This is a genomic window from Paenarthrobacter sp. PAE-2, from assembly GCF_026013155.1.
Classification (GTDB): Bacteria; Actinomycetota; Actinomycetes; order Actinomycetales; family Micrococcaceae; genus Arthrobacter; species Arthrobacter ureafaciens.
Map to the genome: position 1 here is coordinate 85,497 of NZ_JAPDNV010000012.1, position 25,794 is coordinate 111,290.

Sequence of the window (25,794 nt, forward strand, 5' to 3'; positions counted from 1 at the left end):
GGTGCCTATCCTTCGCGTACGACGACGATGGGGTCGCCGGGGTTGACCATGTCGCCTTCGGCCACTTCGAACGATTCGAGGATGCCGGCCACGTCGGACTGGATTTCGGTGAATTGCTTCATGATTTCCACGATGCCCAGTGTCTGTCCCACCTCAATCGTGTCGCCCTCGTTGGCGAACGGTGGTTTTCCTGGGCCGGGCTTTCGGTAGAAGATGCCGGGGAGCGGGGAGACGATGGTTCCCATGGGGTGTTCTCGCTTTCAGAAAAGTGGGGTTGGAAAAAGGGGGGAAAGGTTCAGCGGGCGTTGAGCACTGCGCGCACGGCAGAGGCAACGGCAACGGAGTTGGGTGCATCGGAGTGGACACAGATGCTGCCGAAGGTGATGTCCAGTTCGGTGCCGTCGACGGCGAGGACAGGACCGCCGTCGAGCGCTTTTTGCACGCGGTGGGCAGCGGCGTCCGGGTCGGTCGGCTCGGGGCGGCGCTGGATCAAGAGCTCACCGGCGGGTCCGTAGTTGAGGTCTACGTACAACTCGGGGACGAAGTCCACGCCCATGGCCTTGCAGACGGACTCGTGGGCGGTCCCGGCGAGTCCGAAGAACGGGACGCCGAACAGCTTGGCAGTGCCGGCGGCAGCAGCCATGAGTTCCTCGTCGCCGGCCAGCATGCCGTACAGCGCGCCGTGCGGTTTGATGTGGTTCAGGGGCAGGCCGTGTTTCGCCAGGAAGGCCGTCAGTGCGCCTGTCTGGTAGAGGATGATGGATTCGACTTCCTCCGGACGCAGCACCATGCGGCGACGGCCGAATCCCACAGGGTCAGGGAGCCCGGGGTGGGCGCCCACGGCCACGCCGTGTTCCGCGGCAAGCTCCACGGTCCGGTTCATGACGTCCGGATCGCCGGCGTGGTAGCCGCAGGCCACGTTGGCAACATCGATGATGCTCATCAGCTGTTCGTCATTGCCAAACTCGTGGAGGCCCACGCCTTCGCCCATGTCCGAGTTCAGGAGCACGGTCTTCGCAGGGCTGGGCGCAGAAGTGCTTGAGGTCACATTCGTTTGCATGGGGGCAACGCTATCCAAGTGAACTTCGGATAGTAATTGTGCAGGCTGCTGAATCTCGCGCAACGGATTATGATGTCTGCACTATCGGGCGTTGATCCGCCTGCAACTGACGGAGGCCCAAATGCGTGTTTCGGACTTGGTGGACGACCCCGACCTCAAGATAGCCCTTCGTGTTCCCGGGAGTCCGGGCCGCCTTGCCAGGCCCATCGTCTGGTGCGCACCCACCGAGCACATGGACCCCACCCCCTTCCTCAGCGTCAACGCCTTGGTGCTGACCAACGGCATGGGCCTCAACGTGAAGGACTACCGGATCTGGGACGCCTACGTGGAGCGGCTGATGGCGGTGCCGGTTTCCGGGCTTGTCTTCGGGCTGGGGGCAGCGCACAGCGAGCTTCCTGCCGGGTTGGTGGAGGCCTGCGAAGTTCACGGACTGCCACTGCTGGAGCTGCCACCCGAGGTGCCGTTCGTGCTGGTCATGCGGCATGTGGAACACGTCATTGCCACCGAACGGTATGAGGAACTGCGGTCCGGGTGGGAGTTGGCGGATGAATGTACCCGGCTCGCTGCCGAGGGCCGCTCGCTGGCAACGGTCCTGGAGCGCGTTGCCGCTTTCGTCCACGCGCGGGTGACGGTGGTGGACGACGTCGGCTTCGAACTTATCGGGGCCGGGGACGCAGCGGGAGGTACTGCGCGCACAACCCTGCGTATCCCCAGCGGAGAGTCGCAACGGTTCCGGCTGATGATCGAGGGCATCAAGAGCACCGTGGTTTTGCAGCCGATCCTGGGTCCCGTGGCGGCCGTGATCGCGATGCAGCTGAGCTACACACTGGGTTCACGGTCGCCTCTCCACTCGAGGGAGGCCGCCCGCTTCATGGAAGCGCTGTACGACGGCGGGGTGCGGCCCGGGCAGCTGAAGAAACTCGCCACGGAAACCGGGTTTGATCCCGACGCCTCCTGGGGTTCCGTGCTCATCGGGGCCTCCAAGGACATTCCGCGCCTGAAATTGCGGGCCATCGCGTGGCGGGCAAGGGTTGGGCTCGAAAGCAATTTCGGCATTGTTCGTTTCATGGAGGAGAAAGGCCTCACCACCCTGTTGGTGCAGCAGAAGCGAGCCACGCCACCGCTGTTCGACATGGTCATGGACTTCTTCAAGGACGCGCCCGAGCTTTCCGTGCTGGTCACGGAAAACTCGACGCTGAACGAACTTCCGCTGGCCCTCAGCCTCGCCCGCCGGCACCTTGGTAAGCCCGGTGTCCGGACCGCCCCGCTCGCAGACCTTGCCGGGATCGTCCAAGGGCTGCCGAGCGCGGGACTGGTCTCGATGTCCGAACGCCTGCTGGCGCCCTTGGCGGCCGACGGCGGCAGCGCCCTGCGTGAGACCCTCGCCTGCTACTTGCGGCACAGCGGGAGTTCCCGCGAGATCTGCGAGGAACTGTTCATCCATCGGAACACCCTGAGCTACCGGCTCCGTAAGATCGAGGACCTGCTGGGGCTGGACCTGTCCGACGGGGAAGTCAGGGCGACGTGCCTGCTCGCGCTGAGTATCGTCGCCGCCAATGCGTGAGGTAAATGTGCAGGCTGCATAACGGGAGGCCCCAAAATTGGGCGAAAATCCCGATGCCCGCCTGTGGTGGCCATCACTAGCCTCAGATGCGGGCCATAATTGCCCGCCACGATACGTGAACCTCTTGGGACATCGCTCACGGCGGCAGGAATCCAGGCCCTCTCCGTTCGACCGAACCCTAGGGGTTGCTTTGTCCTACGCAAATTACGTCATGCCGGAAGCACGCCGTGCTCCGCGCTGGTCCCTGACCATGGCCTGGTGGGCTCTTTTCTCGGCCATGTTTTGGATTTATGTGGCCGTTGCCTCCGCAAACGCGGTCGGTACCGTCAACACCATCATCGGCATGGTTCTCACCATTGCCACCTACGGCATCATCAACCTTGTCCTTTCCCGGTATGCGGCCAGGACGGGGCTCACAGTGGAGCTCCTCTCCCGGACGCTGTTTGGAATCGTCGGCTCTGCGCTGGCCTCCCTGATCTTCGCGGCCACGGCCATCTACTACGCAGTGTTCGAGGGATCCATCATCGCGGTGGCATTCCAGAAGTTCTTCGGCGGTGAAATCACCATGTGGTACGCCATCGTGGTGATCTACGCCCTTCCGCTGGTGGCAGGTGGAGTGCAGAACTGGCTTGACCGGCTCAACGGCTGGTTGCTGCCGCTGTACTTCGCCGGGCTGGTGGCCGTGGTGGTCGCGGCCACTGCCATCCGCGGTGTTCCGGTCGGTTTCCCCGAGGGCATCGCCGACGGCCCCGTTCCGGGCTGGCTGACGTCCTACCTGATCTACATGGGTGTGTGGATCATGATGATGTACACGTTCGACTACGCCCGCATGGCCCGCAAGCAGGACGAGAAGTTCCACGGCCGGATCACTTTTGGCTGGGTCTTCTACGCCTTCACGTTCGGCATCAACGGCCTGGTGGGCATCTACATCATGAGCGCGTGGGGGCTGGAAGGTACCGAGACCGGGGTGGTGGACGCCTTCATCTCATCCCTGGGCATCTTCGGGGTCCTCGTCATCTTCATTTCGCAAACCCGCATCAACACGGCCAACTACTATCTGGCCTCGTCCAACCTGGACGCCTTTGCCACCCGCGTGTTCCGCCTGGCCCTTCCCCGGTGGGTGTGGGTAATTGTTGCCGGCGCCATTGCCTACCTGTTGATGCTCACCAACGTCCTGTCCTACCTGCTCAAGGCATTGGCATGGCAGGGTGTGTTCGTCACCGCCTGGGTGGCTATCGCCTTGGTCTACATCGCCCTGAACCGGCACAAGATCAACGAAGTCCCGGAGATCCGCCGGGAACGGTTGTCCGCCTTCAGCCCGGGAACCGTGGCCTGGATCCTTGCGTCCGGAGTCGGCATCTACCTGACCGAACAAATAGCGGCACCCGTGTTGGCGCAGCTGGCGCCGCTCATCACAGTGGCCCTTGCGGCAGGCAGCTATGTGGTGGCCTACCGGCTGAAGAAGCCGCCCGCCATGGATATCTCGGAAGACGTCCACCTGGATGAGGAGCAGCTCGTCTAGGCAGCAAACAAACTGCGACAAGCAAACGACGGCGGCAGCCGGGTTCCGTAGAAACAGAACCCGGCTGCCGCCGTCGTGCGCTATATCCGGGCGGCACAGAAACCGAAGTTACTGCGCGGGTGCGGGAACCGGGAAGAACACGCGGGGGTCCTGCAGCAGTGCGGGGTAGTCGAAATCGGAGCGCTTGATCACGTTGGTGACCTCGAAGTTGCGGGCGAAACGGCCCTCAACCGTGATGGGCCGGCCTTGGATGAGTCCGACAGCGAACGTCTGTCCACCGTCGAACGGGACTGCGACCTCCGTTTTACCGGGTAGCGTGCTGAAGGCCTGGTCCTGGGCGGCGCGCTTACGCGTGGGCTTCTTCTCCCGCTGCACCGGACGCTTCTTCGGAGCACCGAGGTTGCGGCGGGACTTCTCTTCCTCGTACACGAACTGGTACTCGTCCGGGCTGGCGACGGGGCGCGCCTTCCCGTGCGGGGGCAGGCTCACGGTCTCCAGCTGCTCCGGCCGGAGCTCACCCACGGGTGCGCGGACGATCCAGAGCCGGTCCTCTTCGGGGTCCTCGGGGTGGAATTCGTGCCGCGGCTCGGGCCAGACGTAATCCAGCCGTTCCTCGATCCCCGGGAAGAGTTCGCGGTAGTGCTTGGGGTCCTTGCCCGCCAGCTTGGACCGGTGGCTGAGGTGCAGTTCTTCCTCACCAAGCCACCACGGCATGGGGATCTTGGCGGCGTAGTCCGGGTGCGCAGCCTGCGGCGCAAACTCCGCGATGTTGTCACGGGTGTTGTCCGGGTGCCCACGCTTGACCCACTCGTCCACCATCGCCAGCCCGTACATGGTGAGGGCGGGGACATGGCCCATCCACATGCGCACAGCGGGGTGGTTCTGCCAGCCGTACTCGGGGATGACCAATGCGCGGAGCACTTGGAGGGCTTCGACGCGCTGCTTGCCGAGCCTTGAGGTGTCCAGCGCGGCGGCGCTCTCACGGAAATCGGCGAAGGGGAGGAAAGTCTGCATCCTTTCAGTTTGGGGGTGCATCGCCGCAGATCCAAGTTGAGTGTCCGGGGACACGCGAAGACGATTCGGCCTAGAGTTGTCGAGTGGAAACTATTGGCGAGAAAACGACGACGACGGCGCCCCCGGTTGCCGAACTGCACCTGCACATCGAAGGGACTCTCCAGCCCGAGCTGATCTTCTCCCTGGCTGAACGCAACGGGATCGACCTTCCGTACCAGGACATCGACGAACTGCGCGAGAAGTACGAGTTCACGGACCTCCAGTCCTTCCTGGACCTGTACTACGCAAACATGGCTGTCCTGCAGACCGAGCAGGATTTCACGGACATGACCCGTAACTACCTGAAGCGGGCCGCGGCCGGTGGCGTACGCCATGCGGAGATCATGATGGATCCTCAGGCACACGTGTCCCGTGGTGTTGCGTTGGAGACCTGCGTGAACGGCGTGGCCAAAGCCCTGGCAACGTCCAAGGAGGATTTCGGCGTTTCTACGTTGCTCATTGCCGCGTTCCTGAGGGACATGCCCGAGGACTCCGCGCTGGACGTGCTGGAGCAGCTCCTTGATATGAACGCACCGATCGCCGGCATCGGGCTGGACTCCGCAGAGGTGGGCAATCCGCCGTCGAAATTTGAGCGCCTGTACCAGCGCGCCGGCGAGGCGGGCCTGCGGAGGATCGCGCACGCGGGCGAGGAGGGTCCGGCGTCGTACATCACCGAGGCCTTGGACCTCCTGCACGTCGAGCGGATCGACCACGGCATCCGGTGCATGGAGGACACTGAGGTCGTGCAGCGGCTGGTTGCCGAACAGGTGCCGTTGACCGTGTGCCCCTTGTCAAACGTACGGCTCCGGGCTGTGGACAAACTCGAAGACCATCCCTTGCCGGAAATGCTCGCCATCGGCCTGAACGTTAGTGTTAACTCCGATGATCCCGCGTACTTCGGCGGTTACGTGGACGACAACTACCAGCAACTGGTGAAAGTCCACGGCTTCTCCGTTCCGGAGCAGGCAACTCTGGCGGCGAACTCCATCCGGAGTTCGTTCGCGAGCGATGAGCGCAAAGCGGAGTTGCTGGAGGAAGTCACCCAGTGGGTCAAGGAGTCGCTGCCGCCGCAGTAATTTCGCCGCTGTAGCCGAGACTCCTCCATCACTTGGGGCGTCGTGAATGTCACACTCGGTCACGACACACGGTGTTTACCTTTCGCAGTCGCGGGAATTAACAAATCATTGGCAAACTGCTGGGTGAGTATTCACCCATTGAAGGAGAAGCATGGGCGCGAACACCGCCGAGAACACCAATCTTCGTTTGAAGGCCGTACTGGACATCCTCGCCGAGAATGTCTGGTCCGAGGAGAAGCTGAATGCCGGTGAAGTCCTGGCCGAAGCAACCGCCCGCGTTCCGTTCAACGCCCACGAGGCTGAACTGCTGAGCGGTGGGATTCCGCGCGGCCACAAGACCCTGACATCCGCTTCGGCCAAGCTGGTCAAGGCGGGCTGGCTGGTCAAGGGACGTTCCGGCTGGACCATCCCGGAAGAGGGCTTGCGCGCGACCGTCGCCTTCCCGGACGCTGCGGCTTTCGCGGCAGCGCTCGACGCCGGAACCCCCATTCCGGACGATGTCGCCGTCCCGACTGCCCCGCCTGCGAAGCCGAAGACCAAGCGTGCTGCCGGCAAGAAAGCTGCCCCCAAGGCCGCTGCCGCGAAGGAAGCCGCGCCCAAGGCCACGGCTGCCAAGAAGACGACGCGCAAGGCACCGGCCAAGGCTGAAGCTGCATCCGCCGTCGAGACCTTGCCTCAGCCAGAAGCCGTTGCGGTTGCCGGGGACTTCAACAAGATCCTCGGTGCCCCCGAGGATTGGGCCCCCCAGTACGACGAAACCCAGATGGAGTTCAACCCGCTGGTGCAGGTCTGGTCCCTGTCGGCCGAGCTCCCGGCCGGTTTCTACACGTACAAGATCGCGCTGAACCGTTCGTGGAACGAGAACTACGGTGCCTTCGGAGTCCGCGACGGTGCCAACCACGAGTTGAACCACGACGGCGGCCCGGTCACCATCACGTACAGCCACGCAACGCACGACATCGTGGTGGCGTAGCCCCCAACCGCAGTAAGACTCACGAATCCGGCCCTTGTCCGCTGATCCTTCCTTTGCAGGGGGAGCAGCGGGCAAGGGCTGGATTCGTTAAGGTGGGTCCATGGCAGCAGATGCAGTGAGGCTCACCGCGCGGGTTTCCGGCGTGGTCCAGGGGGTCGGTTTCCGCTACCGGACGGCCCTTAAGGCGGACGAGCTGCTGCTCACGGGCACGGTCCGCAACCTCGCCGACGGCACGGTGGAAGTTGTTGCCGAGGGCCCGCGCCACGACGTCCAACGGCTCCTGGACTGGCTGGATTCTTCGCACGCGCCCGGCCGTGTGGAGCGCGTGGACTCGGAGTTGTCCGAGGCCACGGGCGAATTCGCAGGGTTTGGGATAGCCGGCTAGGCCCAGCGATTGTTCACGGGCTGTTCAGGCGTACATCAGCGAGCCAGGGGTAGTCAGGGTTTCGCCGGTTTCCAGCCAGGTCTTCAAGCCGGAGAGAATCATGGGCCAGCCGCCGTACAGCTGGTCGTTGGCGCCTTCGCGGAGTTGATCGTGCGTCACGGTGAGATGGCACGAGTCGCCCACCGGCTCGATCTCCCACGTGATGCGCGACGTGCCTTCAGCCTTCACGTCCTCGCCCCACAGTGCGGTCATGGTCTGAACCAGCCGGCGCGGGGGATCCACCTCGATGTTCTCACCCTCGCCTAGAGGGGCATCCGCTTTCACGTTGTGCATCTGGAACTTCCCGCCAGGGGTCCAATCCGACGTAATGGTGTTTCCGAACTGGTACTTGCTGCGGATCTCGCTGGTGGTGATGGCCTCCCAGAGCCGCTCCGGGGTGGTCTTGATGTAAATCTCGAAGATCTTTTCCATGGGACTTTCCAATCTGGATTTGAGGTCGCTGAGGGCAGCGGCCCATGGTTCCGCATATTTGCTCACCCAACGATCGTGGATGAGTCGGATGGGTACCGGATTCAGGAAGTGCAGCTTTTCACGCCCCCGACGGCGGGTCACCACAAGGCCTGCCTCTTCCAGCAGCTTGAGGTGCTTGGCGATGCCGAAACGGGTCATCTCGAACCGGGATCCGAGGACAGAGAGGGTCTGCCCGTCCTCGCGGAACAACTCGTCCAGCAATTCCCGACGGGTTGGATCAGCGAGGGCTTTGAACACGAGGTCCATGAGGCCCACAATAGGTGACCATTTAGTCACATGTCAACGGTTTCTCTTCGGGTTCCCCGGCGCGTTCCCTTCGCGGGGCCGAGTTCGCTGGAAGCGTCCGTGGACGCCGGTCCCTACGTAGGTCCTGGCACGTTTCCCGCGAACTCGGCGAAGGCCCACCCAGGGCTGCGATCATGGAAAGTTTCCGAGAGTGCGCCGAAAACAGTGCATCCCTCGACGCGGCCACAGACGTGCTCGGGCACTCTCAAAGCCCACCAGAGGACTGCCCACCACCGAACTGAGGCCGGACAATTGCTTCGAAACTGGCTGTTGTTATCTCGTAAACTTTACGATAGTTTCTCTCTGTGATGCAGGTCGCACTGAAGCTTCGGGGCGACGACGCCCTATCGAAGGACAAAGATGACCATCCACCCGGGAGATTTACTGCAGGCTGAAGAGCGCCTCAAACGGATGCATGATCGACTCGGCGGCATTGCCTACGGGGGTGACTACAACCCGGAACAATGGCCGCGGGAGGTGTGGCGCGAGGACGCCGAACTCATGAAGCAAGCGGGGGTGAACCTGGTGACGTTGGCCGTGTTCTCCTGGAGCCGCTTGGAAACAGCGGACGGCATCTTCGACTTCGACTGGCTGGATGAGGTTATGGATCTCATGCACGCCCACGGCATCGGGGTGGACTTGGCGACTCCGGACGCTGTCCCTCCAGCCTGGCTTGTGCAGCAGTATCCGGACATCATGCCGGAGAGGGCGGACGGCAGTATCTTCGGCTTCGGGTCGCGCCAGCACTTTGACGTGTCCCATCCTGTTTACCGGGCAAAGTCGTTGGAGCTCACGGAGAAAATGGGGGAGCGCTATGCCTCGCATCCGGCGCTGCGCATGTGGCACGTGGGCAACGAATACGGCCCCACGTCTTATGGTCCGTGGGCTGAAGACGCCTTCCGCGCCTGGTTGCAGGAAAAGTATGGCTCGATCGATCACCTGAACGATGCGTGGAGCACCAGCGTGTGGGGTCAGCTGTACACGGAGTGGAGCCAAGTCCGGGTTCCGGAACAGCCACGCACCTGGTCCAACCCGTCGCGTCGACTGGACTTCCACCGCTTTACGTCGCACAGCATGCTGGAGCATTTCAAGGCTGAACGGGACATCCTCCGCCGTCACACGCCGGACCTTCCGATCGTCACCAACTTCATGCGCTTCTACAAGACCAACGACTATTGGGCATGGGCGGCCGAAGAGGACGCCGCCGCCTTGGATATCTACCCCGACCCGCGGGAAGTCGATGCCCATGTAGCGGCCGCACTGAATTTCGACCTCATGAGGTCCCTCCGCCATGGCCAGCCATGGATGGTGATGGAGCAAGCGACCGGCGCGGTCAGCCAGTGGTCAATCAATGTCTCCAAGCTCCCCGGAACGATGAGGCTCGGCTCGTACCAGGCCATAGCGCAGGGTGCTGACGGGATCCTGTTCTTCCAGTGGCGCCAAGCCAAGGGCGGAACCGAGCGCTATCACTCGGCCATGGTCAGCCACGCCGGCCCCAACACGCGGATCTTCCGCGAAGTATGCCAGCTTGGCCAGGAGTTGAAGGCGCTCGGCGAGGTCACCGGATCCCGTTCAGAGGCAAGGGTGGCCATTGTCTTCGACTGGGATTGCTGGTGGGCGCTGGAGTTGGGCAATTCGCCCCGCTCGGACCTGAATTATCCGCAAGAGGTCCTGCGCTTCTACCGGCCCCTTTTCGAAGCCAACGTCGCGGTGGATTTCGTCAACACGAACAGCGACCTTTCCCCTTACGACGTCGTCCTCATGCCCGCCTCATACCTGCTGACCGATGCTTCCGCTTCCCGGTTTGAGCAGTATGTCGCTTCCGGGGGACGCCTGGTGGTTTCCTACCTGTCCGGAATCGTTGACGAGAACAACTCGATCCGCTTGGGCGGCTACCCCGGCGCCCTCCGCGACGTACTGGGTGCCTGGAGCGAGGAGATGCACCCGCTCGCCGAAACGGAAGATCTGGTCAAGCTGGCAACGTTCGACGGCGGCACGTCCTCCGCGGACTACTGGACTGAGCATGTGCACGCCGAAACGGCGGAAGTCGTTGCGAGCTACGCCTCCGGCCGGCTTTCCGGAATGCCTGCAGTTACCAAAAATACCGTTGGTGCCGGAACTGCGATGTATATCTCCGCGAGGGTGGAGGACGGCTTGTTGCAGCAGCTGCTTGCTGACGTCCTCCGGACCGCCGGCATAACCGCCGTCCTGGACGTGCCCACAGGAGTGCAGGTCCGTCGTCGTACCAGCACCACGCCTGACGGCAAGGTTAACAGCTTCCTTTTTGTCCTCAACCACAATGACGCTCCCGTCACCGTAGAGGTGAACGACGGCGGAACCGACGTTTTCACTGACAGTCCCGTTCGAGGGGCGGTGGAGGTCGGAGCGAATGGCGTACTGATCCTCAAGACAGGAGCACCCGCATGGCACTGAGATTGGACGTTCCACCCGCCGCGGTTGTTGATGAAAAGCGGCCGGGGAAGAAACGCGACAAGCCAGGCAGCTGGAAGTTGGCCTTCAAGAGGGACTGGCGACTGTACACGTTGTTAGCGCTACCACTGGTGTACTTCCTCGTGTTCCGGTACCTGCCCATGGCCGGAAACGTCATCGCCTTCCGCCAGTTCCAGCCGGGCGGCAACATCTTTGGCGAGAAGTGGGTGGGGTTCAAATACATCACCCTGTTCATCAACGACCCCAGCTTTTGGCAGGCATTCCAGAACACGATCGTCCTGGGTGTTCTGACCTTGGCCTTCTGCTTCCCCATGCCCATCATCTTTGCGCTGATGCTGAATGAGCTACGGTCCCAAAAGTTCAAGAAGTTCGTGCAAACGGTGGCCTATCTCCCGCACTTCATGTCCGTGGTGATTATTGCCGGGATGATTCTGCAGAACTTCTCCATGACGGGCACCGTCAACCAGATTTCGGAAGCATTGTTCGGCACCTCGGTGAACTTCACCCAGGACCCCAACTGGTTCCGTCCCATGTACATCAGCTCCGAGGTGTGGCAGACCATGGGATGGGGCGCCATCCTCTACCTCGCCGCACTGACACGGGTGGACGAATCGCTGTACGAGGCAGCCCGGATCGACGGGGCAAACCGTTGGCAACAGACGTGGCATGTGACGCTGCCGGCCATCAGGCCCACCATCATCACCCTGCTGATCCTCAACATCGGCACGTTCATGGCGGTGGGCTTCGAGAAGATCCTGCTCATCTACAACCCGTTGAACTACGCAACGTCGGACGTCATCTCCACCTACCTCTACCGGGTGGGCCTGGAATCCAGCAATTTCAGCTATGCCGCCGCGATCGGAATGTTTGAATCCGTCATCGGCCTCACGCTGATCCTCTCAGCGAACGCCATTTCAAAGCGCGTCGCAGGAACGAGCCTGTGGTGAAAAAGTCTGTCTCCGCCGATCGCGGCGTCCTCTTGAGTGAAATGCAGGTTTCCACCGGTATGAAGGTCTTCAGGGCTTTCAACCTGTTGTTCCTGATCCTGATGGTTTTTCTTACGGCATACCCGTTCCTCAACATCATTGCGCAGTCGTTTTCCAGCGAGGGGTTCATAAACTCCGGGCAGGTCAACCTGTTTCCGATGGGCTTCAACACGGAGACGTACAAGCTGATCCTGGCTGACTCGGCCTTCTGGACGAACTACGGCAATACGGTTCTCTACACGGTGGTGGCCACTGCCATCTCGATGGTCCTGACCACATCTTTTGCCTACGCCATAGCAAAGAAGGACTTGAAGGGCCGCAGCGTCTTCATTGGTCTGGCCGTGTTCACCATGTTCTTCAACGGTGGCCTCATCCCCAACTACGTGCTGATCAGTTCCCTCGGAATGCGGGACACCATTTGGGCCGTGGTGTTGCCGAACGCCATCAGCGTCTTCAATTTGCTGATCATGAAGTCGTTCTTCGAGAACATGCCGAGGGAGCTGGAGGAAGCTGCGTCCATTGACGGGCTGACCCAGTACGGGATCCTGTTCAAAGTTGTGCTGCCGTTGAGTAAGGCGATTGTGGCCACCATGGTGCTGTTCTACGCCGTGGCCAACTGGAACTCCTGGTTCCAGGCATTCCTTTACCTGGACAACCCGGACCTCTTTCCCGTCACGATCTACCTCCGCAACATGATCGCCGGAGTCACCACAGCCGGATCGGCGGGAGGCACGGCCGAGAACGTCGGCCAGATCGCCGCCAACATCCAGTCGGTCACCATCGTCCTGACCGTCATACCAATCCTTTGCGTCTATCCCTTCGTCCAGAAGTACTTCTTCTCGGGCGTGATGCTCGGTTCCGTCAAGGAATAACCCCTCATGAAAGGACAAGCAATGATCACCAAACGCCAACTCCGTAGGCGGGATTTCCTTGGGCTCGCGTCCGTCGTCACGATCGGCCTGGTCATGACCGCCTGTGACGAGGGCGGTGAAGAGAAAGTGGACACCTCGAAGTCCCGCAAGGGCGCCATGGACAGTTTCGGGGTGGGGGACACCTTCAGGGCGACGGAGCCGTTGACGTTTACGTTCCTTTTCTCGGATCAGCCCACCTACCCGTACAAGAAGGACTGGCTGCTCTTCACCAAGATGGCCAGCGACAACAACGTCACCCTGGAACCCACCATTGTTCCCAACAGCGACTACGAACAGAAGCGCAGCCTTCTCATCAGCTCGGGTAGCGCACCTGAAATTATCGCCAAGACCTACCCCGGCCAGGAAGCAGCGTTCGTATCGGCCGGAGCAGTGCTTCCCGTCAGTGACTACGTGGACCTGATGCCCCACTTCCAGGACAAGGTCAAGAAGTGGAAGCTTGAGCCGGAAATCGAAGCACTGACCCAGGAAGACGGCAAGTACTACGTCCTCCCGGGCCTCCACGAGGAACTCTGGCCCGATTACTCCCTGTGCTTCCGTCAAGACATCCTCAAGAAGGAAGGCCTGTCCGAACCGAAGACCTGGGACGAACTTCGCGAGGTCCTGCGGTCGCTCAAGAAGTCCTATCCCGACGTCGTGCCTTTCTCCGACCGGTTCAAGGGCGACAGCGTCCTGAACATTGCGGCGCCATCTTTCGGCACGGTGGCGGGGTGGGGCCTGGTTGACGGTCTCCTCTTTGACCAGGACAAGAAGCAGTTTGCCTTCGCCGGAGGTTCGGACAAGTTCAAGGAACTGGCAACGTACTTCAACTCACTTGTGTCCGAGGGCCTCATGGATCCGGAAAGCTTCACCCAAACCGATGACGCAGCCATCCAGAAGTTCGTCTCAGGCAAGTCGTTCGTGATCAGCGCGAACTCGCAGAACGTGATCACCTACAGGACGTCCATGGAGCAGTCCCTTGGCAAGGGCAACTTCGAAATCAGCAAGATCACGGTACCTTCCGGACCTGCCGGCGACATCATCGGTGGCACCCGCCTGGAGAACGGCATCATGCTGAATTCCTCGGTGAAGGACAAGGACAGCTTTGTGGCCCTCATCCAGTACATCGACTGGTTGTTCTACAGCGACGCCGGCCAGGAATTCAGCAAGTGGGGCGTGGAGGGCACGACGTACACCAAGGAAGGCGGCAAGAGGAAGCTCGCTGCAGATATCAACTTCCAAGGCCTTAACCCATCAGGTACCAAGGACCTGCGCGTGGACTACGGCTTCTCCGGGGGCAACTTCGCGTATGGCGGAACAACTGATCTGTTGCAATCGACGTTCAACGACGAGGAACTCGCGTTCCAGGAAGCGATGAAGTCCAAGACACCGCGTCCGGTTGCGCCGCCTGTTCCGTTCAACGATGTGGACCGGGAGCAAGCCACCCTCGCATTGACCCCGCTCAAGGACCACGTCAAGCAGAACACCCTCAAGTTCATCACCGGCCAGCGCCCGCTCGGGGAGTTTGATGCGTACACCAAGGAACTCGACAGCAAGGGCATGACCAAGTACGTGGACCTCGCCAACAAGGCCTATAAGGCGTACGCGGACAAGAAGTAGGACCCATGTCAGCCACCAAGGCGGAGTTCGGTTCAGGAGTGCTGTTCAAAGCTGCGGGCGTTGTATACGGCGTGATGGTGTGCAGCGGCCTGTTGCTGCTGACGAACGTTTTGGTCCTTGCCACGCCGCTGTTGGGGCCGCTGGCATTGGCAGGTTTCGCCCTGACTGGCCCTTCCGTCGTTGCTGCCTGCTATGCCTTCAATCGGCTCCTGGCGGGCGAAGACTCCAGCGTGTTCAGCGACTTCCTCCGGTCCTACCGACGGGACTTTGGACAGTCTTTGCTGGTGTGGCTGCCGTACCTGGCATTGCTCACGGTCATCGCGGGCAATCTCATCAGCCTTCCGGGCAGCAACCTTGAGGCGGTTGCTGCCCGGGTAGGGCTGGTGGGACTGGGCATCATGGTGGGCACAGCTGCGGTGCATGCGATGGCTCTGGTATCGCGGTTCGGTTTCCGGACAACGGACATCTACCGGCTATCCATCTACAGCATGGCGGCGAATAAGCGGGTTTCGCTGGGCAACGCAGGGATTTTGTTTGTTTGGTGCTTCGTCCTTTTGGCGACCACGGCGTGGTTGGTGCCCTTTACGGCAGGGCCGGTGTCGTACCTGCTGTGCTTAAACTCCAAACCGCTGCTGAAGCTGGTGGAAACCAAATTCACGGAGGCAGCCGACTAGAGGTTGGTGCGCACCACTGCGCCTTGTGCGACGACGGTGCTCACCTTCTCGAGCGCCGAACCGTCGGTCAGGGGATCGGCGTCGACAATGACGACGTCGGCGAGCGAGCCCCGGACCAGGCGGCCGACGGCGTCGCCACGGCCAAGCAGCCGTGCGGCGTTGGTGGTGGCGGCCTGCAAGGCTTCCACCGGGGTCAGGCCGGCCTCCGACAGCAAACGGACCTCCGTACCGATCGGAGTGACGTCGGTACCAAAGGAGTCGGTACCGGCAATGATCGTCACGCCCGCGTCCTTGGCAGCCCGCACGGCAGCCTGCAGGATGGGCGTGTACTCCTTGCCCCGGGCTGCGAGGATCGGGTTGGCGGACGTGGCCATGCTGGTGATCGCATCCATGGTGGGGGTGAAGTACGTTCCGCGGCGGGCCATGTCCTGGATGGTTGCTTCGCTGACGAACACACCGTGTTCAATGCTGCGCACGCCGGCCCGGACTGCGCCGTCGATGCCTTCGGCACTGTACGCGTGGCAGAGCACTCCGGCGCCCTTGGCGGCTTTGACGATTGCCCCGATCTGCTCCACGTCGTACACCAGTTCGCGGGGGTCCTGCTCGGGAAGGCCCGCCCGCGGGTTGGCCCGGGTCTTGATCACTTCAGCGCCGCGTTTAATGTTGACCCGGGTGAGGTAGGCCAGGTCCTGGGTCTCCGTCACGCCGTTCTTGAGCATCGCCAAGGGGGCCAGGTCCGGGTCGGCCAACAGCGAGTCGCCCTGGTCCGGTGAAATGAAGAGGCCGGCGGCTGTCATGCGTGGCGAGATGCCCGGAGACCAGGACGGTACGGCAGCCAAAGCGATGTCCTGGTAGAAGGAGCTTGAACCGCTGCGGACGCTGGTGGCGCCGCTTTGGAGCAGGAGCCGGGCATCGGCCAGCGCGTTGGCATGGACGTGCGCGTCCACAAGGCCGGGAAGGACCCACCGACCCGTTGCGTTGAGGACACGGGCACGCTGCACGACGGCGGCAACGGCCTTGCGCGTTTCGTCGCGGCTGCCGACGGCAGCCACTTTGCCGCCGTCGAGAACCACGACGCCGTCAGCCACGGCGTCGCCGGTCTTGGGGTCGACCACCGTTCCGCCTTCGATGATCAGGGCCTGGGTGGTGAGGGGCTTGCCCGGGTAGTTCGGGCCTGAATTGGGGTTGTAGGCCAGGGCCGGGGGAGCCGAGACCATCTGGGCGGCGAGCCCGGCTACCGAGATTCCTGCCAGCGCGGCAGCTCCGGCGAGGACTCCGCGGCGGGGCAGCTCACTTTTTGGCGTGGGTGCTGAGGTGTGGTCGTGGTTGCACATCGTTGTACTCCTGGAGGAAATGCCGGAACGCAATGGTCATGGGTTCCATTTTGGTATTCCAGATTGCAGGAAGTCGATGCGGAAATGCAAGCTTCAGGTGAAAAACTCAGAAGCCGAAGGGTAATTTGGTATGCCAATCAGCCGAAGACTACCGTACCGTCCTCCTCGATCCTCCAGCCGGGGTTGTAGCCGATTTCCCACACGATGCCGTTCGGATCCTGGACGTGCCCGTGGAAGATGCCTCCGAATGCCCCTGCCTGCGCGGGCTTCAGTACGGTGCCGCCGGCTGCGACGAGCTCCTCGATGGTGGCGACCACTTCTTCCTGGCTTCCGACGTTGTGCGAAAGGGTCACCCCGCTGACGCCGGCGGTTGTTGTGCCTGAGGCGAGGTCCTGGTCGAATTTCCCGGCGTCGAAGAGGCCCAGTACCTGCCCGGGCGCAACCTGGAAGAAGATGATCTCCCCGGGCACATCCAGGAGGGGCTCCCAACCGAGCCCGTCCTGGTAGAAGGTCCGGGCCCGGTTGAGGTCCTGCGTGGCAAACGTGATGAAGTGCAGTCGCTGGTCCATGCGGGCAATGGTAGTCCGTAGGTCCCGCTGCGGAGGCTAGCTGAGGTGCTGGCGGGTGCCGTTGATGTCCGCCGCGGGAGCGGCGAAGAGCGCCGCGATGTGTTCGGCCAGCTCGTTGACGTGCGTGTAGCCTGGGAATTTCCGGTGCGGGGCCGCTTCCTTCATGGCGTCATCCAACAGTGCCTTCACGACGAACACGGTCGCTGCCGAGGTCTGTTCCTTGGGCTCGGTTTTGTGGCCGGACTGGGCTGCGTTGAAGCCGTCTGCAACTCCCAGGACCCACGCTTCCGAGGCTGCCTTGATGGCCGAGTACGCTGCGCCGCCCGCCGTGGGCTTGGCCGCGCTCGTGGCCGACACGATTGCCAGCCTGCCTCGCGGGGACGCTTCCAGGTCGGCGTAGAAAGCGCGCGAGGTGTTGCGCAATGTGGTCATGATGCTGGTGTGGAGGATGTCCCAGTCCTCATCTTTCTGGCCCGTGATGCCTTCGCCGCCACGCCAGCCGCCCACCAGGTGGATGAGTCCGTCCACGTGCCCAAGGTCATTGCGGACCGAGGCCGCAAGCTTTTCCACTGCCTCGCGGTTGGCGAGATTGCACGTGTAGGGCGTCACGCCGTCGAGGTCTTCCGCAAGCGCTTCAAGGCGCGAGGCGTCGAGATCGACAGCGGCCACCCGCGCTCCCAGCGCTACGAGCGCCTTGACCACCGCTTGCCCTGCAGCGCTGGTGGAACCGGCCACGACTACGTTGAGCTGCGGGGCGGTTGCCGAGGTTGCCACGTCGTTGTGGCCGTTCGTGTTGGGCACGATGGTGTCCTTCCATGCGGGTGACGGTTGTTCTACGAAGCGTACCGAGCGACCAGTCAAACTAACGCTTTGACGTACCGAGCATAAGAAGAACTCCTGCTTGGAAGCGTGCTTGCCGCCCTGAGGCTGCGGGTTGTTGGGTGTTGAGAGCAGGTGGGAGGATGGCTCTGTGGAACCCCTTTTCAACTTCCTTGGCAATTATTGGTGGCTGGTTTTCGTCTTTGGCGGCATGGCCGGCGGGTGGGCCAAGTCGATCTCCAAGGCCAACGAGCGCCGCCACCGTCGCAAGGTGGAGCTGTACACGTTGAAGAACCAGCAGGTGGTTGCGGAGCAGGCAAGCCAAGCCGAGGTCGCGGTCCTCATGGCCGCTCACGACGCCGTGAACCACAAGTGGCTCGACTATGAACTGGACGTTGGAAAGCTCATCGACTATCCGCTGATGAGTGATGTGCGGGAGCCGCTGACCGTAGCTTTCCTGCGGGCCAAGAAAGAAGCCGACGGCCTGCGTCCAGCGGCGGCTGCGGACATCACGACGGCGGCAAGGCTCGCCGAATACCGGTCGGCGGTCCGCAGCTACGAGATCGCCTTCGAAATTGCCGAGCACGAAGCCAAGCGCATCAAGGACGCCAACTTCACCGGCCCCGAACGCGATCGATTGGCCACGGCACGGAAGCTGTTGAGGATCGCCGAGGACGTTGCCGCGACGCCCGCCGAGCGCCAGACGGCCTACAAGCGTGCCCGTAAAGAGCTTGATGGCCTGATCGTGCTGCCCGACGTTACGCTGGCTGCGCTGGAAGCAAAGGTGGCCGGGATGATCGACGCCAGGCGCGATCCGGAGGCGGACGCTCAGATGGCCTAGGCCCGCGGGGCCCCTCGCTTACCCGTCATGGCGAATTTTCACCGGCGTCAACATCTCACGGTCAAAGCCGACCACTCGACGCGGGCCGTGCAGGATCACCTCGTGGGTTGCTGAGTTGCCTTTGCTGGACGTTCCTACGCGGAGCCTGACCAGCCCGGGAGTCACAACCCGGGAAAGGTCCACGCCAGTGAACGATGTGCGATCGGCATGGACCACGAAGTCCACGGTGGCCGATGCGCCCGCGGCCAGCTCCACCCGGGCATAACCGATCAGCTCACACACGGGTCGGACCACTTCGGCCACCGGGTCTTCCAAGTACAGCTGGACAATCTCGGCTCCGCCGCGGGGTCCGGTGTTGGTGACCGTGCAGCTGACAGTGACCGTGCCCGTCGTCGGCATGGTCGGCGCGCTGCAGCGGTGGGTTGACAGTTCGAAACCTGTGTATGACAGGCCATGACCGAATCCGTACAAGGGAGAAGGGTCAAGGGCGCTGACCTCTGTGCGGCCTGCCAGTTTCGAATGGAAGTAGGTGCCGGGTTGGCCGCCGGGGGAGCTGGGAATTGAAACCGGCAGTTTGCCGGATGGATTCACGACGCCGGTGAGTACGTCCCAGAGTGCCTCGCCTCCCTCTTCGCCAGGGAAGAAGCCTTGGACGATCGCGTCCGCGCGGTCCACGAAGGCCCCGAGAGCGTACGGCCGGCCGCTAAGGACCACCACCACCGACCGGGTTCCGGATTCGGCGCAGGCGCTCAGGATGCTGTCCAGCATTGAGTGCTGGTCTCCGGGCAGTCGGAGGTCCGCGGCGTCATTCCCTTCGCCTGACGTGCCCCTGCCGAAGAGACCGGCGTTGTCGCCCACCACCACAACACAGGTCTCCACTGAGGCGGCAAGTGCGCAGGCCTCAGCGATCTGTTCATTGCTTGCCGATTCGCAGTTCCCTGTGACCGCAACCCGCGTGGAGCCGAATCGCTCACGGGCTACTCCGGCCACGGAAGGAATCGAAATGCCCATTGGCACGTCGGGGTGCGAGGCGCCTACGTGGGCATCGAACGAGTAGCACCCCAGCATGGCAAAGGGATCATCGGCCAGCGGACCAACTACTCCTACGGAGCCTGGCGCAGAAAGGGGCAGGGCGGGCGTGCCGTTGTGGTTCCTGTTGCTCAGCAACACCAGGGACTGCACTGCCAGCTCCCGTGCCAGGGCGCGGTCTTGAGGGGGATCGAGGTCCACCGTTCCGGAAAGTGCGGCCGGAGCGGCGCTGAAGCCGGGTGAGAGGAGGCCGAGTTCGGCTTTTTGCCGCAGCACCCGCCGGAGCGCTTCGTCCACGACCGACTCAGCGATGGATCCTTCGCGGACTTTCCGAAGCAAGGGTTCGCCATAGCAATTCACCGTTGGGAGCTCAACGTCGACGCCGGCAGTCAGCGCCAGGACGGCAGCCTCACCGGGGTCAGCGGCTACCCCGTGGGTGACGTCCAGGAACGCGATTCCGAAGTAGTCAGCCACCACGGGTCCAGAAAAACCCCATTCCTCACGAAGCAGCCCGGTCAGAAGGGCGCGGTTCGCGGCGGCCGGTACGCCGTCGACGTCGGTATAGGCGTGCATGACGGAACGGGCGCCGCCGTGCCGGATGGCCATTTCGAACGGTGGCAGCATCACGTCAGCCAATTCGCGCGGCCCCATGGAAACCGGTGCGTGGTTGCGCCCGGCCCGGGAAGCGGAGTAGCCCACAAAGTGTTTCAGGGTGGAAACGATTCCGGTGGACTCGAGTCCTTGGACGTAGGCCGTGGCAACCGTGCCAACCAGGTATGGATCCTCACCGATGGTTTCCTCCACCCGGCCCCAACGGAGGTCCCGGACGACGTCAAGGACGGGAGCCAACCCCTGATGGACTCCGAGCGCTTTCATGCTGGTTCCGATGCGTCGGGCCATTTCCTTGACCAGGTCAGGGTTGAAAGTGGCTCCCCACGCCAGGGGGACCGGAAAAGCGGTAGCCTTCCACGCCGCCAGTCCCGCCAAGCATTCTTCATGTACCTGCGCGGGGATTCCAAAGCGCGACGCGGCAATGATCTGCTCCTGCGCACTGGCCAACCGCCGGGCACCGTCCAAGGGCTCCAGCGGGACGGTCCCATACATGCGGGTAATTTGGCCCAGCCCGTTCGCGATGACTTCCTCCCACGAGCGGAGATCACCGGCCATCTGGCTCTGCAAAGGAGCCACCGAATCGCCGTCCGTAGAGGCGTTGACCCACACGCCGGCCAGTTGTGCGAGCTTCTCTTCGAGCGTCATTTCCGCGATGAGGTAGTCCACTACGTCCTCGGCGGGAACGCGGGCGAGTGTTTGCTTTTCGGCAGCGCCGCTGCTCATGGGTTCTCCCTGTAGTTGGCGGTGATTTTTAGAAAGTATCAGAAAATTCTGTTTACTTTCTACGGGCAGAAGTGTTGACTTACAGGGTGACCGCGAGGTCAAAGTGGGCGTTATCTGCTGATAGATGAGCAGAAAGAGAATGCGACGTATACATTCATTCGCGCCTTCAACAACGGAAACTTTCGGAATCGACAACAGAAAGATCACATGAAGACTTACAGAGTGGCCATCGTTGGAACCGGGGGCATCGCCGCCGTGCACGCCGCCAACCTGGCCCGCACGGACGGCCGGGCCGAGCTCGTGGCAGCCTGCGATGTGGACGAAGCGCGGCTGCAGGCCTTCACGGCCGAACACGGAATAGCGGCCGGCTTCCAAAGCCTCAGTGAGCTCCTGGCCGAAGCCAAGCCGGACATCGTCCATCTCTGCACTCCGCCCATGCTGCACATCGATCAGGCCATCGAATGCCTGGAAGCCGGAACCCACGTCCTGTCTGAGAAACCGCCAGCTCTCAGCCTGGCCGACTTCGACCGGCTGAACACCGCGGGCCGAGCCAACGGAGCCCAATTTTCCTGCGTCTTCCAGCACCGCTTCGGCGACGCCTCAGCGGCCGCGCGGAAATTGATTGGAGGCAGCGATTTCGGACGACCCCTCGTAGCCCGCTGCGACACTCTCTGGTACAGGCCGGATAACTACTTCGACATGCCCTGGCGCGGGACGTGGAAGGCAGAGGGTGGCGGTCCAACCATGGGCCACGGCATCCACCAGTTCGACCTCCTCCTGCACCTCCTTGGACCGTGGGAGGAAGTGGTGGCGATCGCCGCCCGGCAGGCCAGGGCCACCTCCACCGAGGACCTGTCCGCCGCGTTGGTCCGCTTCGAAAACGGCGCCACGGCAACGGTCATCAACTCCCTGCTTTCTCCCCGCGAAACATCAGAGATCCGTATTGACTGCGAGTTCGCCACAGTGGAGCTCACCCATCTCTACGGCTACAGCACCAGCAACTGGACCGTCACTCCTGCCCCGAACCACGAATCGTCCGTCGCCGAAGCCTGGAAGGCTGAACGGCTGGAGCGGGGCAGCGGCCACTCCGCACAGTTCCTGGCGATGTATGACGCGCTCGACGCCGGACTGCCGCTCCCGGCCGACGCCGAGTCGTCGCGGCAGACGCTGGAGTTCGCTGCCGCCATCTACGCCTCAGCCTTCATGGGCCAAGCGGTCCGCCGGGGCGAGATCGTCCCCGGCCACCCCTTCTACGGGGGCATGGACGGCGACGGCCTCGGTACCCGTGTCCTCGCCTCAACCGCCCGCGCCTGACCATCATCCGGAGAGACACCATGACAGCCACAACCCAGACAACAACAGCCGCGTCACTTGCATACTCGGACGATGGGCGCTCGCTCACCTTTACAGCGGGTGATCTGGCCATCGCCACGTACACGTATCAATCTGAGGACGAGCAATACGAAAGCCCGCGGCCCTATTTCCATCCCCTCACCACCCTCGGCGGAGACGAAGTAACTATCTACCGGCCGTGGGACCACGTGTGGCACAAGGGCCTGTCGTGGGCACTTCCCAATGTGGGCGACCACAACTTCTGGGGCGGTGCCACGTACACCCGGGACACGGGCTACGCGAACCTCGACAACAACGGCGCCATGGGCCATGAGGCGTTCACCAGCATCGAGGAATCCACCGATGGGATCACCGTGACCGAGTCACTGGTGTGGACTGCGCAGCCCTCCGGTGGTCAGGCAGCGTCCGCAGGCCAGGCTGGAAAGCCGCTCATCAAAGAGCAACGCAGCTTCGCCATCGGGATGCTGCCCGTTCCGGGGGCGTGGGTGCTGCTTTTCAAGAGCACCATGGACAACATCTCAAGCACCGAAATCGGCATCGGCAGCCCCACCACTGAGGGCCGCGACAACGCCGGATACGGAGGGCTGTTCTGGCGCGGTCCACGCTCCTTCACCGGAGGGGAGTTCCGATCAGAGTCGGGAACAGGGGCGGACGAGTTTATGGGAACCCGTTCTCCCTGGATCGCATTCACCGGCCAGCACGACTCCACGTGCCGGAAGTCCACCATCATGTTCGTCGAGGATCAGGGCAACCCCGGTGCGTGCAACCAGTGGTTCGCCCGCTCGTCGATGTTCGCTTGCCTCGGCTCGGCGCCCTTCTTCAGTGAAGTAGTCCCGCTCAAGGTGGGTGAACCGCTCACGTACCGCTACGCCGTCGTGATTTCCGATGGTGCAGTGGACGCGGACGCCGCCGCCACGTTGGCTGCCGCCGCCGGCGAGGCATTGGAGGCTTGGGCGTAGTGTGCACGTCGTTCCCCGGAGCTACTGCCGTTTCCGAAGTAAGCATCTATTCATGGCCTGGAATGGATGGCGCTTCCGGGGGATCGCCGCACATGCATACGGCTTCCACCGAGGCCTATGTGGTGCAGCAGGGGACTGGCCGGCTTGAAACGCTGGATTCGCGCGGTTTTACATCAACGCCATTGGAGCCGGGGACTGTCGTCTGGTTCACGCCCGGGACTGTGCACCGGGCCATCAATGACTCAGGTGATCTCCGCGTGCTGGTCGTCATGCAAAATGCCGGCCTGCCGGAAAACGGTGATGCCGTGCTGACCTTCCCGGCGGAGTACCTCGGGGACGCGGACGCCTACTCACGTGCCGTGCGGCTTCCGGCCGCCGACGCGGACGCCGGCGATGCTGCGGCGGAGGCGGCTGCGCGCCGCCGTCGTGACCTGGCTCTTGAGGGCTACTTGGAACTGAAGTCCGCCGTCCTGAGGTCCGGGGTCTCCGCGCTCGCCGACTTCCACGCAGCCGCTGCCGCTCTGGTCCGGGAGCGGACCGAGCTGTGGCGAAAGTATTTGGCCGACGGAGCGGGACGCCAGGCGCACATCACCGCGGCACATCTGGATTCCCTCGGGTCGACGGAAAGTTTCTACCTCCGGGAAGCGAGGACTACGATGGGCGAACGGAAATCCCGCAGGATTTACGGCATGTGCGGCCGGATCCAAGCGTGGGAACTTTCCGAAACTGAAGCTGCCGGGAGGTGATTCCCGGCCGAAAGGGGTAGGCACACATGGGGACCAAGCAGGACTCGGGACGGGCTACTATTAGCGAAATCGCCCGCGAGGCAGGGGTCTCCGTGCCGACCGTCTCGAAGGTCCTCAACGGCCATGCCCATGTAGCTGCGGCAACCCGCGCCCGTGTGGAGGAAATCATCGCCAAGCGCGATTACGCCCGACGCCCCGCCAAACGCAGCAAGCGCGCCGGACTCATCGACCTGGTGTTCCCGGGCATGGGGTCCGAATGGGCCTGCGAGATCATTGAGGGCGTCGAGCGCGTGGCCCAGGAAGCAGGCTACGGCACCGTGGTCAGCAGCCTCTCCCTGGACGGCTCGCGGATCCGTCCGTGGCTGGCGAACCTCGCAGAGAGAAAGTCCGACGGCGTCCTGCTGGCGGTTTACGAACTGGACTCAAAGCAGATTCAGCGCATCAAGTCCCTCGGAATTCCGGTGATTCTCATCGACCCCGTGGGCAAGCCCGGGCCGGAGCTGATGACGGTCGGTGCCGCCAACTGGGATGGTGCATTCCTTGCCACCGAGCACTTGCTGAAGCTGGGCCATCGGAGGATCGCGATGATCGGCGGCCGTGAGGACCTCCAATGCAGTGGTGCCCGCGAGGACGGCTACCTTGCAGCCCTCCGCCGGGGAGGAGTGGAGGCTGACTCGTCGTTGATGGTTCCCGGAGATTTTTCCATCGAATCCGGTGAGCGGGGGACTGCTTCGCTTTTGCGGTTGAAGGATCGGCCCACCGCGATCTTCACAGGCAACGATGCCCAGGCTGTCGGGGCGTACCGCGCCGCGCGATCGGCAGGCCTGCGCATCCCGGAGGACCTGTCCATCATTGGCTTCGACGACATTCCGGCCGCCGAGTGGCTCGAACCGGGCCTTACCACCATCCGCCAGCCCGTAGTCCAGATGGCGGAGACTGCCATGCGGGCGTTGCTTCGCCATTTGGAGGGTGACGAAGAGTTGCCGCAGAGGATCGAGCTGGGAACGGAGTTGGTTGTACGGGGGTCCACGGCCGCGGTGTCTTAGATCTGGCTCGTAGCTGCATGCCTTTGGCCGGCGTGCTTTTGGCCGGCCTGCCTCCGCGACCTTCTTTGGACAAAGAACGGCCACTCCGCAACTGCAGCCGGTTGCAAAGTGGCCGTTCGACTGTGAAGGCGGGTCGTGGCGGTACGCCCGGCCCTAGCCTCGACCCATATTGGTCGACGGGTCCTCGCCGCCCTCGGACGGATCTGCCCTGAGCGCGTCCGGATCGCCGTCGGGGAGGCCCGCCGGTCCTGGAACGTCGCCGGAGGCCGTGGGAATGTCCCGGTCTCCTTCGCGGTCCTGATTGATGTCGCTGTCCGTGATTCCGGTGTCCTGCTCAACACCGCCATCGCCAGTGGCCGGCACCCCTGAGTCGGAAGAGCCCGCGCGACCCGACGTTGCCTGGGCCTGCTCTTCCGGGGTGTCGGAATCCATGGCGTTGGATCCTTCGCTCAGCGAGGAGTGCACCTGGATGTCGTCTGCTTTCTGGTTCGGTTCCGGCACTTGCCCGCCCTTGACGGGTTCAGACGTGCCGGCCAAGTCTTCCATCGCATTCTCGGCGGCCTTATTGATGCTCTCTTCGATGCCCATCAGATAACTCCTTTGCGCTGTTGGTCCTGCACTGCGGACTATAAAAGTAAGCCTACTTAGTTTCCGCGCAAAGTGACAGGTAGAAGG

General features: G+C 62.7%; 24 protein-coding genes. 15 read left to right on the forward strand and 9 right to left on the reverse strand.

Annotation, left to right across the window (positions count from 1 at the left end; all coding sequences use genetic code 11):
• Nucleotides 1-5 precede the first annotated feature (5 nt).
• Together OCL88_RS10020 and pxpA are read right to left on the reverse strand one after the other, a co-directional pair.
• The gene (locus tag OCL88_RS10020; protein ID WP_021472723.1) at nt 6-245 is read right to left on the reverse strand and encodes an acetyl-CoA carboxylase; all 240 of its coding nucleotides are present in this window, start codon (nt 243-245) and stop codon (nt 6-8) included.
• Nucleotides 246-295: 50 nt separating this feature from the next.
• The gene (gene pxpA / locus OCL88_RS10025; protein WP_062095513.1) at nt 296-1,060 is read right to left on the reverse strand and encodes a 5-oxoprolinase subunit PxpA; all 765 of its coding nucleotides are present in this window, start codon (nt 1,058-1,060) and stop codon (nt 296-298) included.
• Between the two features lie 121 nt (nt 1,061-1,181).
• On the opposite strand from pxpA, the gene OCL88_RS10030 reads away from it, so the two are divergent.
• Together OCL88_RS10030 and OCL88_RS10035 are read left to right on the forward strand one after the other, a co-directional pair.
• Nucleotides 1,182-2,624: a PucR family transcriptional regulator gene (locus OCL88_RS10030; RefSeq protein ID WP_264962401.1), complete on the forward strand. Its 1,443-nt coding sequence runs from the start codon at nt 1,182-1,184 to the stop codon at nt 2,622-2,624.
• A gap of 190 nt (nt 2,625-2,814) precedes the next feature.
• The gene (locus tag OCL88_RS10035) at nt 2,815-4,146 is read left to right on the forward strand and encodes a purine-cytosine permease family protein (protein WP_264962402.1); all 1,332 of its coding nucleotides are present in this window, start codon (nt 2,815-2,817) and stop codon (nt 4,144-4,146) included.
• A gap of 108 nt (nt 4,147-4,254) precedes the next feature.
• Here OCL88_RS10035 and OCL88_RS10040 read toward each other — a convergent pair whose 3' ends face one another.
• A complete protein-coding gene (locus OCL88_RS10040) occupies nt 4,255-5,160 on the reverse strand; it encodes an MSMEG_6728 family protein (protein WP_062095517.1) in 906 nt (301 codons plus the stop codon).
• Between the two features lie 83 nt (nt 5,161-5,243).
• Between OCL88_RS10040 and OCL88_RS10045 the strand changes: the two genes are divergently transcribed.
• The 3 genes from OCL88_RS10045 (at nt 5,244) to OCL88_RS10055 (ending at nt 7,633) form a co-directional block, all read left to right on the forward strand.
• Nucleotides 5,244-6,275, forward strand: coding sequence for an adenosine deaminase (locus OCL88_RS10045; protein ID WP_264962403.1), 1,032 nt, complete (start codon nt 5,244-5,246; stop codon nt 6,273-6,275).
• 151 nt (nt 6,276-6,426) lie between these two features.
• Nucleotides 6,427-7,248 carry a glycosidase gene (locus OCL88_RS10050; RefSeq protein ID WP_021472717.1) on the forward strand — a complete coding sequence of 274 codons (822 nt, stop codon included), beginning with the start codon at nt 6,427-6,429 and terminating at the stop codon, nt 7,246-7,248.
• Nucleotides 7,249-7,348: 100 nt separating this feature from the next.
• A complete protein-coding gene (locus OCL88_RS10055) occupies nt 7,349-7,633 on the forward strand; it encodes an acylphosphatase (RefSeq protein ID WP_264962404.1) in 285 nt (94 codons plus the stop codon).
• 24 nt (nt 7,634-7,657) lie between these two features.
• Here OCL88_RS10055 and OCL88_RS10060 read toward each other — a convergent pair whose 3' ends face one another.
• On the reverse strand, nt 7,658-8,410 hold the full coding sequence (locus OCL88_RS10060) for an ArsR/SmtB family transcription factor (RefSeq protein ID WP_264962426.1): 753 nt from the start codon (nt 8,408-8,410) through the stop codon (nt 7,658-7,660).
• Nucleotides 8,411-8,809: 399 nt separating this feature from the next.
• On the opposite strand from OCL88_RS10060, the gene OCL88_RS10065 reads away from it, so the two are divergent.
• From OCL88_RS10065 to OCL88_RS10085, 5 genes are read left to right on the forward strand one after another with little or no spacing between them, the layout of a single operon-like run.
• The gene (locus tag OCL88_RS10065; RefSeq protein WP_021472713.1) at nt 8,810-10,882 is read left to right on the forward strand and encodes a beta-galactosidase; all 2,073 of its coding nucleotides are present in this window, start codon (nt 8,810-8,812) and stop codon (nt 10,880-10,882) included.
• Nucleotides 10,873-11,847, forward strand: coding sequence for an ABC transporter permease (locus OCL88_RS10070; protein WP_021472712.1), 975 nt, complete (start codon nt 10,873-10,875; stop codon nt 11,845-11,847). The genes OCL88_RS10065 and OCL88_RS10070 overlap by 10 nt, the downstream gene beginning before the upstream one ends.
• A gap of 41 nt (nt 11,848-11,888) precedes the next feature.
• Complete coding sequence (locus OCL88_RS10075; RefSeq protein WP_264962427.1) at nt 11,889-12,758, forward strand: carbohydrate ABC transporter permease; 870 nt, start codon at nt 11,889-11,891, stop codon at nt 12,756-12,758.
• A 6-nt stretch (nt 12,759-12,764) separates the two neighbouring features.
• Nucleotides 12,765-14,414 carry an extracellular solute-binding protein gene (locus OCL88_RS10080; RefSeq protein ID WP_264962405.1) on the forward strand — a complete coding sequence of 550 codons (1,650 nt, stop codon included), beginning with the start codon at nt 12,765-12,767 and terminating at the stop codon, nt 14,412-14,414.
• A 5-nt stretch (nt 14,415-14,419) separates the two neighbouring features.
• Complete coding sequence (locus OCL88_RS10085) at nt 14,420-15,088, forward strand: YesL family protein (RefSeq protein ID WP_264962406.1); 669 nt, start codon at nt 14,420-14,422, stop codon at nt 15,086-15,088.
• Here the strand turns inward: OCL88_RS10085 and OCL88_RS10090 are convergent.
• The 3 genes from OCL88_RS10090 to OCL88_RS10100 all read right to left on the reverse strand — a co-directional run bounded on the left by OCL88_RS10090 (nt 15,085) and on the right by OCL88_RS10100 (nt 17,792).
• Nucleotides 15,085-16,422: an amidohydrolase family protein gene (locus OCL88_RS10090; protein ID WP_264962407.1), complete on the reverse strand. Its 1,338-nt coding sequence runs from the start codon at nt 16,420-16,422 to the stop codon at nt 15,085-15,087. The two genes, OCL88_RS10085 and OCL88_RS10090, sit on opposite strands and share 4 nt — an antisense overlap.
• Before the next feature lie 137 nt (nt 16,423-16,559).
• The gene (locus OCL88_RS10095; RefSeq protein WP_264962408.1) at nt 16,560-16,991 is read right to left on the reverse strand and encodes a VOC family protein; all 432 of its coding nucleotides are present in this window, start codon (nt 16,989-16,991) and stop codon (nt 16,560-16,562) included.
• Between the two features lie 36 nt (nt 16,992-17,027).
• Nucleotides 17,028-17,792 (reverse strand): SDR family oxidoreductase, encoded by a 765-nt coding sequence (locus tag OCL88_RS10100; RefSeq protein ID WP_264962409.1) that lies wholly within the window; start codon nt 17,790-17,792, stop codon nt 17,028-17,030.
• 169 nt (nt 17,793-17,961) lie between these two features.
• Between OCL88_RS10100 and OCL88_RS10105 the strand changes: the two genes are divergently transcribed.
• Entirely contained in the window at nt 17,962-18,651 is a 690-nt protein-coding gene (locus OCL88_RS10105; RefSeq protein WP_264962410.1) for a hypothetical protein, read from the forward strand.
• Nucleotides 18,652-18,669: 18 nt separating this feature from the next.
• On the opposite strand, the gene OCL88_RS10110 is transcribed toward OCL88_RS10105, so the two are convergent.
• Entirely contained in the window at nt 18,670-21,015 is a 2,346-nt protein-coding gene (locus OCL88_RS10110) for a glycoside hydrolase family 3 N-terminal domain-containing protein (RefSeq protein WP_264962411.1), read from the reverse strand.
• 207 nt (nt 21,016-21,222) lie between these two features.
• On the opposite strand from OCL88_RS10110, the gene OCL88_RS10115 reads away from it, so the two are divergent.
• From OCL88_RS10115 to OCL88_RS10130, 4 genes are read left to right on the forward strand one after another with little or no spacing between them, the layout of a single operon-like run.
• Nucleotides 21,223-22,329: a Gfo/Idh/MocA family protein gene (locus OCL88_RS10115; RefSeq protein ID WP_264962412.1), complete on the forward strand. Its 1,107-nt coding sequence runs from the start codon at nt 21,223-21,225 to the stop codon at nt 22,327-22,329.
• Between the two features lie 20 nt (nt 22,330-22,349).
• Complete coding sequence (locus OCL88_RS10120; protein WP_264962413.1) at nt 22,350-23,327, forward strand: PmoA family protein; 978 nt, start codon at nt 22,350-22,352, stop codon at nt 23,325-23,327.
• A complete protein-coding gene (locus tag OCL88_RS10125) occupies nt 23,327-24,073 on the forward strand; it encodes a cupin domain-containing protein (RefSeq protein ID WP_413775458.1) in 747 nt (248 codons plus the stop codon). The genes OCL88_RS10120 and OCL88_RS10125 overlap by 1 nt, the downstream gene beginning before the upstream one ends.
• A 26-nt stretch (nt 24,074-24,099) precedes the next feature.
• Nucleotides 24,100-25,119 carry a LacI family DNA-binding transcriptional regulator gene (locus OCL88_RS10130; protein WP_264962415.1) on the forward strand — a complete coding sequence of 340 codons (1,020 nt, stop codon included), beginning with the start codon at nt 24,100-24,102 and terminating at the stop codon, nt 25,117-25,119.
• 153 nt (nt 25,120-25,272) lie between these two features.
• On the opposite strand, the gene OCL88_RS10135 is transcribed toward OCL88_RS10130, so the two are convergent.
• On the reverse strand, nt 25,273-25,707 hold the full coding sequence (locus tag OCL88_RS10135; RefSeq protein WP_021472698.1) for a hypothetical protein: 435 nt from the start codon (nt 25,705-25,707) through the stop codon (nt 25,273-25,275).
• Nucleotides 25,708-25,794: the final 87 nt, after the last annotated feature.

Excerpts from the sequence above, each read along its gene's own strand:
- OCL88_RS10095 (WP_264962408.1), bottom strand. The coding sequence starts at position 16,991 with ATGGACCAGCGACTGCACTTCATCACGTTTGCCACGCAGGACCTCAAC.
- OCL88_RS10070 (WP_021472712.1), top strand. The coding sequence starts at position 10,873 with ATGGCACTGAGATTGGACGTTCCACCCGCCGCGGTTGTTGATGAAAAG.
- OCL88_RS10120 (WP_264962413.1), top strand. The coding sequence starts at position 22,350 with ATGACAGCCACAACCCAGACAACAACAGCCGCGTCACTTGCATACTCG.
- OCL88_RS10130 (WP_264962415.1), top strand. The coding sequence starts at position 24,100 with ATGGGGACCAAGCAGGACTCGGGACGGGCTACTATTAGCGAAATCGCC.
- OCL88_RS10090 (WP_264962407.1), bottom strand. The coding sequence starts at position 16,422 with ATGTGCAACCACGACCACACCTCAGCACCCACGCCAAAAAGTGAGCTG.
- OCL88_RS10030 (WP_264962401.1), top strand. The coding sequence starts at position 1,182 with ATGCGTGTTTCGGACTTGGTGGACGACCCCGACCTCAAGATAGCCCTT.
- OCL88_RS10020 (WP_021472723.1), bottom strand. The coding sequence starts at position 245 with ATGGGAACCATCGTCTCCCCGCTCCCCGGCATCTTCTACCGAAAGCCC.
- OCL88_RS10115 (WP_264962412.1), top strand. The coding sequence starts at position 21,223 with ATGAAGACTTACAGAGTGGCCATCGTTGGAACCGGGGGCATCGCCGCC.
- OCL88_RS10110 (WP_264962411.1), bottom strand. The coding sequence starts at position 21,015 with ATGAGCAGCGGCGCTGCCGAAAAGCAAACACTCGCCCGCGTTCCCGCC.
- OCL88_RS10065 (WP_021472713.1), top strand. The coding sequence starts at position 8,810 with ATGACCATCCACCCGGGAGATTTACTGCAGGCTGAAGAGCGCCTCAAA.
- OCL88_RS10080 (WP_264962405.1), top strand. The coding sequence starts at position 12,765 with ATGAAAGGACAAGCAATGATCACCAAACGCCAACTCCGTAGGCGGGAT.
- OCL88_RS10050 (WP_021472717.1), top strand. The coding sequence starts at position 6,427 with ATGGGCGCGAACACCGCCGAGAACACCAATCTTCGTTTGAAGGCCGTA.
- OCL88_RS10075 (WP_264962427.1), top strand. The coding sequence starts at position 11,889 with ATGCAGGTTTCCACCGGTATGAAGGTCTTCAGGGCTTTCAACCTGTTG.
- OCL88_RS10135 (WP_021472698.1), bottom strand. The coding sequence starts at position 25,707 with ATGGGCATCGAAGAGAGCATCAATAAGGCCGCCGAGAATGCGATGGAA.
- OCL88_RS10085 (WP_264962406.1), top strand. The coding sequence starts at position 14,420 with ATGTCAGCCACCAAGGCGGAGTTCGGTTCAGGAGTGCTGTTCAAAGCT.
- OCL88_RS10055 (WP_264962404.1), top strand. The coding sequence starts at position 7,349 with ATGGCAGCAGATGCAGTGAGGCTCACCGCGCGGGTTTCCGGCGTGGTC.
- OCL88_RS10040 (WP_062095517.1), bottom strand. The coding sequence starts at position 5,160 with ATGCAGACTTTCCTCCCCTTCGCCGATTTCCGTGAGAGCGCCGCCGCG.
- pxpA (WP_062095513.1), bottom strand. The coding sequence starts at position 1,060 with ATGCAAACGAATGTGACCTCAAGCACTTCTGCGCCCAGCCCTGCGAAG.
- OCL88_RS10060 (WP_264962426.1), bottom strand. The coding sequence starts at position 8,410 with ATGGACCTCGTGTTCAAAGCCCTCGCTGATCCAACCCGTCGGGAATTG.